The 9591-nt window shown below is 67.8% G+C and carries 6 protein-coding genes and 1 pseudogene; 4 read left to right on the forward strand and 3 right to left on the reverse strand.

The genetic code is table 11. The features are described from left to right. Positions 1-88 (forward strand): annotated as a pseudogene (locus QH196_RS03900) (WhiB family transcriptional regulator); the annotation flags it as partial. Positions 89-406: 318 nt separating this feature from the next. On the opposite strand, the gene QH196_RS03905 reads toward QH196_RS03900, so the two are convergent. Then, on the reverse strand, positions 407-688 hold the full coding sequence (locus tag QH196_RS03905) for a WhiB family transcriptional regulator (protein WP_280414362.1): 282 nt from the start codon (positions 686-688) through the stop codon (positions 407-409). A gap of 658 nt (positions 689-1346) precedes the next feature. Then, positions 1347-3476 carry an ATP-dependent DNA helicase UvrD2 gene (locus QH196_RS03910; protein WP_280414358.1) on the reverse strand — a complete coding sequence of 710 codons (2130 nt, stop codon included), beginning with the start codon at positions 3474-3476 and terminating at the stop codon, positions 1347-1349. Positions 3477-4124: 648 nt separating this feature from the next. Between QH196_RS03910 and QH196_RS03915 the strand changes: the two genes are divergently transcribed. Further along, entirely contained in the window at positions 4125-4355 is a 231-nt protein-coding gene (locus QH196_RS03915) for a mycoredoxin (RefSeq protein WP_280414363.1), read from the forward strand. A 95-nt stretch (positions 4356-4450) separates the two neighbouring features. Beyond that, positions 4451-5476 carry a YlbL family protein gene (locus tag QH196_RS03920; RefSeq protein WP_280414359.1) on the forward strand — a complete coding sequence of 342 codons (1026 nt, stop codon included), beginning with the start codon at positions 4451-4453 and terminating at the stop codon, positions 5474-5476. A gap of 19 nt (positions 5477-5495) precedes the next feature. Here the strand turns inward: QH196_RS03920 and QH196_RS03925 are convergent, their stop codons facing one another. Then, a complete protein-coding gene (locus tag QH196_RS03925; RefSeq protein ID WP_280414360.1) occupies positions 5496-6089 on the reverse strand; it encodes a PPA1309 family protein in 594 nt (197 codons plus the stop codon). A gap of 180 nt (positions 6090-6269) precedes the next feature. Between QH196_RS03925 and QH196_RS03930 the strand changes: the two genes are divergently transcribed. Then, positions 6270-9269 (forward strand): UPF0182 family protein, encoded by a 3000-nt coding sequence (locus QH196_RS03930; RefSeq protein WP_280414361.1) that lies wholly within the window; start codon positions 6270-6272, stop codon positions 9267-9269. The last annotated feature ends 322 nt before the right edge of the window (positions 9270-9591 follow it).

Consider the following 9591-nt stretch of genomic DNA (forward strand, 5'->3'; position numbering starts at 1 on the left):
TTGGGGCGGGGAGATCTTCGATCAGGGAGTCGTCATCGCCCGCAAGCGTCCGCGGGGCCGGCCGCGTAAGGTCGCCGGCTGTGTCTGACCGCGACGGCGGACACCCGCCCGCGGATTCGCGCCGATACCGGAAACGAGCCGCTCATCGCATAGCCGATGAGCGGCTCGTTAGCGTTCGGTGCAATACCGGAGGCGGGCAAACGTTTGCCCCCAAGGGTTTTAAGGCCCAGTAGCCGTACACACGGCACACCCGCCGCCCCCGCCCCCCGCCCCAACCCCCGGGGGGCCCCGGGTGGCCCCCCCCCCGGCACCCCCCCCCCCCCCCCCCCCGCCCCCCGCGGCCCCGCTTGGGGGGCCGCGTTTCCGGTATCGGCGCGAATCCGCGGGCGGGTGTCCGCCGTCGCGGTCAGACACAGCCGGCGACCTTACGCGGCCGGCCCCGCGGACGCTTGCGGGCGATGACGACTCCCTGATCGAAGATCTCCCCGCCCCAAACACCCCACGGCTCCCGCCGATCCATCGCGGCATTCAGGCAGCCCTTACGGATCGGGCAGGACGCGCACAGCGCCTTGGCCTGCTCCAACTGGACTGGGCTCTCGGCGAACCACAGATCCGGATCACCCGCCCGGCAGGGCAGGGTGGTCAGCGGCCGGGTTTCGGAATCGGCTGCCACGGTGCGACACGCCACATCAGTAGCGGCCTGCGGCCAACTCTGGGTGGTGGTGACCACGTCGTTCTCCTTCAGCTTGTTGTGCAGCGGTTCGGTGTTTCTGCTGCGAAACCGCTGCCTTGTGGGCTGAAGGCCAGATAAAAATGGCCACGGTTTCGCATATGCGACCCGTGGCCAGGAGGTTCGGGGTGTTACCCCGGACCTGGTCGGCGGTGGGGCCGCCTGTTCACGGTCGCGTGGTGTCCTTTGCGGAGGCTTTCCGCTCCCTTATCGGCCACCGCGGGTGCTGCGGCAGGATCGATAGCGAGCGAGCCGGCGGCTGCGAAGGCAGCTGCCGGGTGCCAGATCGCGACGGACTGGTCCTGCTGTTCGACGAAGTTCGGCTCATGCGAATAGCGCATACGCGGCTGCGCACCGTAACGATCGATGCAGGACGGGCCGGTCCCCTGCAGAGCGAGGACCCCCCGGGAAGCAGCCGACAAGCGCGTATTCGGGATTACGGTGACGAATCCGAAATTCGTAACGCCGTTCATCTGTCTGCCTCCCTCCTGTACTCGTGATCCGAAAATTCCAATGATGCGCGTGGATGTACCCTCCCGAGCGCGATTCCCACCTTAAGCCAATCGCGCCGGGCTCGACAACCTATTTTCTACCTGCGGTTTTGCGCTCGATCGCGCTACGGCTGCGAAAGAGAACGCCGCCGGGACCGGATGATCGCCAGCACCTCCGCGCCGTACCGGCGCATCTTCGCCGCGCCGACCCCGAGCGCCGCCAGCCCCGCCTCGTCCTCGGGGAGCTGTTCGGCAATTGCGGTGAGCGTGTTCACCCCGAGGATCCCGCGCGGGTCGATCGCGAGTTCCGCCGCCTTCTCGCGGCGCCAATCCTGTAGTGCCCCCAGCAGTTCCAGGTCCGGTTGACCCGCGCAGCCTTTGCAGCGGCGCAGCAGCACGGTTTCCGAATCGAGCAGGGCCCGCCCGCAGACCCGGCAGACCGGCCGGGTGGCTTTTGTACCGGACCGCGCAGGTGCGGCGATGCGGGATGCCGGCGACTCCTCGGGGATCAGGCCGGTGAGGAACCGGGAGCGCCGGCGGCTGCGGCGATCTCCGTCACCCCGCGACAACGCCCAGGACAAGCGCAGATGGCTCCGTGCCCGGGTGACCCCGACGTAGAGCAGCCGGCGTTCTTCCTCGAGCGCGGCGGGGTCGGCAACCGAACCGTCCCCGTTGAGGACATAACTGATCGGCAGTGTGCCGTCGGTCAGGCCGACGAGGAATACCGCATCCCATTCCAGCCCCTTGGCCGCGTGCAGGGAGGCCAGGGTGACGCCCTGCACGGTCGGTGGGTGGCGCGCCTCGGCGCGCGCGGCGAGTTCGCGCAACAGCCCGGCCGGATCGAGTTCGGGCTCCTGTTCGGTGAGTTCCTCGGTGAGCCGCACCAGCGCGACCAGTGACTCCCAGCGTTGCCGGGCCTGCGCCCCGGCCGGCGCCGCGGTGGTGAGCCCGATCGGGGCCAGTGCCGCCCGGACCAGGGTGACCAGTTTCTCACCGGTGCGCGATGCGGCGGGCAGATCGTCGCGGGCCGCGGTTTTGCGCAGTTCCTCGACCGCTTGGCGGACCTCGGGCCGCTGGAAGAATCCTTCGCCGCCGCGAACCTGGTAGGCGATGCCCTGTTCGGTCAGTGCCTGTTCGTAGGCCTCGGATTGGGCGTTGATCCGGTACAGCACGGCGATCTCCGCGGCCGGGGTACCGGCGGCCAGCAGGTCGGTGATCCGGTGCGCCACCGCGACGGCCTCTTCGCGCAGGTCGGCGTATTCCGCGAAGGCGGGCTCCGGTCCGTCGTCGCGCTGGCCGATCAACTGCAGCCGGGTTCCGGCTATCCGGCCCTTCGCCATCCCGATCACCCGGTTGGCCAGATCGACCACCTGCGGTGTGGAGCGGTAGTCACGCTCCAGCCGGACCACTGTCGCGTCCGGATAGCGGCGGGAGAAGTCCAGGAGATACGCGGGGCTGGCGCCGGTGAACGAATAGATGGTCTGGTTGGCGTCGCCGACGACGGTGAGGTCGTCCCGGTCACCCAGCCAGGCGTCGAGTACGCGTTGCTGGAGGGGAGTGACGTCCTGGTATTCGTCGACGACGAAGCAGCGGTAGCGTTCCCGGAACACGTCGGCGACCGCCGGATAGTCCTCGAGTGCGGCAGCGGTGTGCAGCAGCAGATCGTCGAAATCGAGCAGCATGCCTTCCGGAGTGGTCTTCAGCGTTTCGTAGGCTGCGTAGACCTCGCCGATACGCGCCGCCGGGAAGGGGATATCGCGCTGCCGGGCGGCGGCCGCGGCGGCATAGTCCTCGGGTGCCACCAGCGCGGATTTCGCCCATTCGATTTCGCTCAGCAGATCCTTCACGGTGTCGGTGCCCGATGCGATTCCCACCCGGTTCGCGGCCTGGGCGACCACCGGGAACTTGCGGTCGAGCAGGCGCCACGGGACCTCGCCCACGATCTGCGGCCAGAAGTAACGCAGCTGCCGGAGCGCCGCCGCATGAAACGTCCGAGCCTGGACCGTATTCGCCGCCGCCCCCAGACCCAGGCCGCGCAACCGGCCGCGGAGTTCGCCCGCGGCGCGCGCGGTGAAGGTTACCGCCAGCACCTGATCGGCGCGGACCTGCCCGGCTGCCACGAGGTGTGCGATGCGATAGATGATGGTGCGCGTCTTACCCGTCCCGGCCCCGGCGAGCACACAGACCGGCCCCCGCGGTGCACGGACAGCGGCGGCCTGTTTCGGATCCAGTGCGGAAAGATCGACTGCGGCCACGCGTCCATTGTGCACAGGTGGCTCAGCGGCCCCCGACCCGCACGCCTCGCCCGCCCGCCCTGGCTCGTCTCGGCACGCCCTGGCTCAGATCGGTTCGGTCCGACCGGCTCGCTGCGATGGTTCGGTCCGACCGGCTCGCTGCGACGGCTTGCTCCGACCGGCTCGCCCCGACCGGCTCGGCCCGGGAACGTGAGCCCCGGTCTGCGCTGTGCAACCGCTCGGCCCGCGCGAACGGAACGTCACGACGCATATTGCGTGACGCCCGCCGTCCTCGTGTCCGGCAGGGGCGGCTGAACTTGCGTGGTGGTCGGTGATCCCGGGACGAGTTCCGGCCGGCCGGCGTGCAGCCCGTCGAGTTCGCTCGGCCCAGCGCCCAGCGCCCAGCGCCCAGCGCCCAGGGGCCAGGGGCGAGCGTCCGGCCAGGGACCCGACCTCCCTATCCGTCGAAGCGGACAACGCGATCTCCGGAGCGCTGTCGAGCAGTACCCGGCCCCGGCGATATGATCGACCGGGCGCGCCGACGCTGTGGAGATTCGAGGCAGCCGGGCCCTTGCGAGCCATGGCCGGAAATCGATGGACCCGAGCTGGAACACCGGCACCGGTGGCGGCGTTGCTCTCTGCGTGAGTGATTCGACACCCGATCTGACCATGTACTCCACCACCTGGTGCGGCTACTGCCGCCGGCTGAAGACTCAGCTGAAAGAGGCCGGGATCACCTATGTGGAGATCGATATCGAGCAGGATCCGGTTTCGGCGGAGTTCGTGGGCAGTGTGAACAACGGCAACCATGTGGTTCCGACCGTGAAGTTCGCCGACGGCTCCACGGCCACGAACCCGTCGCTGGCCGATGTGAAGCAGGCACTCGCCCGTCAGGCGTGACCAGCCGGGTGCCGCCCACCTGAGACAGCGTGAGCGCGGTCGGCTCGCGCGTGCCTGCGGGCGCCGGGCGGGTTCGGATCGCTAGTGTTGACCGGGTGAATCGTCGGATCATCACGCTCCTCGTCGCCCTGGTCCCCATTCTGTTGCTCGGTGTGATCGGCACTGTCTACACCGTGCCGTTCGTCGCGCTCGGACCCGGACCCACCCATGACACGCTGGGGAAATTCGAGGGCCGCGAGGTCGTGGGGGTGACCGGCGCCGAGGTGGACCGGACTTCCGGCCAGCTGAATATGACCACGATCGCCATGCGCGACGGCCTGACCCTGTTCGAGGCGCTCGGGTTCTGGGTCAGCGGCCGGCACGGCATCGTGCCGCGAGCCGAGGTGTACCCGCCGGGGCTGACGCGCGAGGAAGTGGACAAGTCCAACGAACAGGAGTTCACGAACTCGGAGAGCAATGCCGAGGTCGCGGCGATGCGTCAGTTGAACCTGCCCACCGCGGTGCTGGTGCACCAGGTGGCCGAGGATGGTCCGTCCCGGGATGCGCTGCGTCCGGGTGATCAGATCGTGAGCGTGAACGGCAACCCCGTCTCCACTCCGCAGGATGTCGTCACCGCGGTATCGAACAGTGCGCCGGGGACGGTGCTGTCGCTGGTCATCCGCCGCGACGGTGCCGAGCAGACGGTGAACGTCACTCTCGGTGCGCGCCCCGACGACGAGACCAAGGGGTATCTGGGCCTCACTCCGACCGAGGCCGCGGCGCCGCCGATGCAGGTCGATTTCTACCTGCCCGATATCGGCGGACCGTCCGCGGGACTGATGTTCAGCCTGGCGCTGGTCGAGAAGTTGAGCCCGGGTGATCTGGACGGTGGCGCGTTCATTGCCGGCACCGGCACCATCGACGGGGACGGCAATGTCGGCCCGATCGGCGGAATCCAGTACAAGATGATGGCTGCCAGTGAAGCGGGCGCCGAAACCTTCCTGGTGCCCTCGGACAACTGCAGCGAGGCGATCCAGCGGGTGCCGGACGGGCTGCGGCTGGTCCGGGTGGAAACGCTGGCGGGCGCAGTTCAGGCGCTGGAAGATCTCGCGGCGGGCGAGCAGGCCCCGAGCTGCGGCTGAACCCGGGGCTCCGCGGCGGTCAGTCGCCGGAGTCCTCCAGCGTATGGCGCAGCGCCTCGACCAGATTCGGCGCGAGGTCCGGATAGGTCCGCAGATCCAGGTCGCCGTCGTCGTCGGATTCGTCCTCGGGCCGTAATTGCAGCAGGCACAGACTGTTTCCGGTCCGCAACGCGGCGGCGAACAGGCGGGCATCGCGGCGTTCGGGATGCGCGTGGGCGGCGGCCCGGCCGGCCGCATCGGCGGCGTCGGCATCGGCCAGTAGCGGAGTGAGCGCATCGTCGAGATCAGCTTCGGCGTCCGGTGGCAGGACGACGATTTCCTGTACCAGGACACACCCGGCGACCGCGGGCGGCCAACTCGTGGTGGCCAGGAATTCGTCCAGCGGCATCGTTCCGGCGGTGACCTCGTCGGGCAGCGGGTCCTGCGCCACCGGAGTCAGTTCGTTCGCGGTGTCGATCTGATCGATGAGGGTGGGTTCGGCGACCACCAGATCCGCGGTCCGCACCAGGGCGAACATCTGCGGTGCGGCACCCCAGCCCTCGGCGTCCACGAACTCGGCGACCTCGTGGACGGAACGGGCAAGGACTATTTCGGCATGCAGGTCGTCGCTCACCGGACCATCCTCGCATCCTGCGCGGCGACACCGGTCGAACCCTGCGCTCGCCAAGATGTCCGTTTTCCGTAAAGTGGGCGCTGAAGGTCCGTACGGACCCGACCGCAACAATTCGGACTGCGGTGCAGCGGCCGGTGGCGCTACCGGTTCGCCCGCCGCCGGACCCTGGAGAGTGGCATCGTGGGCATGCGCCCCCAAGCCGGATTACCCTCGCTGTCGCGGCGCAGCCGTCTGCTGCTGGTGGCGGCGGTAGTGCTGGCCGCACTGCTGTTGGTAGGGCCACGGCTCGTCGACACGTACACGAACTGGTTGTGGTTCGGGGAGGTCGATTTCCGTGGTGTCTACCTGACCGTTCTATTGACCAGGGTCGCGGTCTTCCTCGCGGTCGCGATCGTCGTCGGCGCGATCGTCTGGCTGGCGCTGCTGCTGGCCTACCGATCCCGGCCGGTATTCGTGCCGACCTCCGGGGCCGGTGATCCGATCGCGCGCTACCGCACGACCGTGCTGAGCAAGCTGAAGCTGTTCGGTCTCGGTATCCCGGCGCTGCTGGGTGTTCTGTCGGGGCTGGTGGCGCAGTCGAACTGGGTTACCGTCCAATTGTTCCTGCACGGCGGCTCGTTCGGCCGTACCGATCCCCAGTTCGGGTTGGATGTCGGTTTCTACGCCTTCGATCTGCCGTTCTACACCATGGTGCTGAATTGGCTGTTCGTCGCCGTGGTGATCGCTTTCTTCGCGAATCTGGTGACGCACTACATCTTCGGCGGGCTGCGCCTGACCGGGCGTGAGGGCGTGCTCACCACGCCGGCGCGGGTTCAGCTCGCGGCGCTGGCCGGGACTTTCGTGCTACTCAAGGCCGTCGCCTACTGGTTCGACCGGTATCAGCTGTTGATGAGCAGCCGTAAGGAACCCACCTTCAACGGTGGTTCGTTCACCGATATCAACGCGGTGTTGCCGGCCAAGCTGATCCTGTTGTCGATCGCGGTCATCTGTGCGATCGCGTTCTTCGCCGGGATCGTACTGCGTGATCTCCGGGTGCCCGCGATGGCGGCGGCGCTGCTGGTGCTCTCGTCGGTACTGGTCGGTGCCGTGTGGCCGCTGATGGTCGAGCAGTTCTCCGTGCGCCCGAACGCGGCGGAGAAGGAAAGTGAGTACATCGAGCGGAATATCGATGCCACCCGGCATGCGTACGGCATTACCGACGACAAGATCGAGTATGTCCCGTACAAGGGGGAGAGCAGCAAGAACCCGGTGGATGTGCCGGTCGACCATGCCACCATCGCCAATGCCCGGCTGCTCGACCCGAATATCCTGTCGCCGACATTCACCCAGCTGCGCCAGCTGAAGAACTTCTACGGGTTCCCCGAAGCCCTGGATATCGACCGGTACGAGCTCAACGGTCAGGTCCAGGACTACATCGTGGCCGCACGTGAACTGTCGCCGGCCAGCTTGAGCGGGAACCAGACCGACTGGATCAACAAGCACACCGTCTATACCCATGGCAACGGTTTCGTCGCGGCACCCGCGAACCGGGTGAACCGCCCGCAGTCCGACGACGTCAACACCGCCAGCAACAGTAGCGACTCCGGTTATCCGATCTTCATGGTGAGTGATCTGTTCACCCCGAAGGATCAGCAGCAGATCCCGGTCGATCAACCCCGGATCTATTACGGCGAGCTCATCTCGCAGTCCGACCCCGATTACGCCATCGTCGGCACGGAAGAAGGTCAGGCTCCCCGCGAGTACGACTCCGACCAGGCGCGGTTCACCTACGACGGCGCCGGGGGTGTGCCGATCGGCAACTGGTTCAACCGGCTGGCCTTCGCCGCCAAGTATGCCGAACGCAATATCTTGTTCTCCTCGGCGATCAGCAGCGATTCGAAGATCCTCTACAACCGTTCGCCCCGTGAGCGGGTGGAGAAGGTCGCGCCGTGGCTCACTCCGGACGGCAACGCTTATCCCGCGGTCGTGGACGGCCGGATCAAGTGGATCGTCGACGCCTACACCACGCTCGACAACTATCCCTACGCGCAGACCACATCGTTGGAGGGCGCGCTGGAGGACAGTATCGACCAGCGCACCGGCCGGTTGCTGCCCCGTAAAGAGGTCAGCTACATCCGTAATTCGGTGAAGGCGACCGTCGACGCCTACGACGGCACCGTCGAGCTCTACGAGACCGACCCCTCCGATCCGGTCCTGCAGGCCTGGCGCGGGGTGTTCCCCGATGCGGTGAACCCGGAGAGCGAGATCAGCCCCGAGCTGCGCGCGCATTTCCGCTATCCGGAGGATCTGTTCAAGGTCCAGCGCGAGATGCTCACCAAGTACCACGTGGACGATCCGCGCGAGTTCTTCACCAACAACGCCTTCTGGTCGGTGCCCGCCGATCCGACGGTGGAGGGTGTATCGGCGAGCCAGCCGCCCTACTACGTGCTGCTGGGCGATCCGGAGACCGGTAAGCCGACGTTCAACCTGACCAGTGCGATGGTCGGCTACAACCGGCAGTTCCTGTCGTCCTATATATCGGTGCGCTCCGATCCGGAGGGTTACGGCAAGTTCAGAATCCTGCAATTGCCGACCGATACCCAGACGCAGGGTCCGCAGCAGACGCAGAACACGATGACGACGGCGCCGCAGGTCTCGCAGGAGAAGACCCTGCTGTCCAACTCGAACAAGATCAGATACGGCAATCTGCTCACCTTGCCCGTGGCCGACGGCGGGATCTTGTACGTCGAACCGTTCTACAACGAACGCAATACCGGCCAGAACACGGCGACCTTCCCGCAGCTGCTGCGCGTGCTGGTCAGCTATCGCGACCAGGCCGGCAGTGTGAAGGTCGGGTACGGGTCGACGCTTGCGGACGCGTTGAACCAGGTGCTGCCGGGTGCCGGTGCGCTGGCGACGCCGTCGGGTGGCGATCCGGCCACCCGGCCGAGTCCCGGCGACGCACCGCCCACGGAGGAAACGGCTCCACAACCCGAGGACCAGGGCGCCGGTACCACCGAGGGGGCCGCCCCGCCGCCGCCGGCCACGGGTTCGGCGGCGCAGAATGCCGCCGCGGCCGAACTGAACCGCAAGATCGAAGCGGTGCGCACCGCGATGCGTACCGGGAACTTCGAGGACTTCGGCCGGGCGCTGGACGAGCTGGATGCCGCGGTCAAGGCATACCAGGACGCCGGTAGGTAACAACCGGGCCGACCCGCGGCCCCGCAGATAACGCAAGAGGGGGGGGGGGGGGGCGCGGGGGGGGGGGGGGGGGGGGGCGGCGGGGGGGGGGCCCCGCCCCCCGCCCCCCCCGCGGGGGGGGGGTTTTCGTCTTGCGGTGTGCGGGGCCCCCCCCCCCCCCCCCCGGGGTTCGGGGCCCTATAGGTCTCGTTCTTCACTCCTCCGCTCCTCCGCTTCGCTCCCCCGCTCCGTCGCTCCAGAACGAGCCGGGCCCCGAACCTTTGGGGCGGGCCGGGTGTTCTTGCTTTTGGGGTGGGCCGGGGCCGGATGTTCTTGTGCACTG

The sequence above is a fragment of the Nocardia carnea genome, assembly GCF_029868325.1.
In the GTDB taxonomy this organism is placed as follows: Bacteria; Actinomycetota; Actinomycetes; order Mycobacteriales; family Mycobacteriaceae; genus Nocardia; species Nocardia carnea_C.

What these genes read in the sequence shown, in the direction of transcription:
- QH196_RS03915 (WP_280414363.1), top strand. Translation starts at nt 4,125, where the DNA reads ATGTACTCCACCACCTGGTGCGGCTACTGCCGCCGGCTGAAGACTCAG.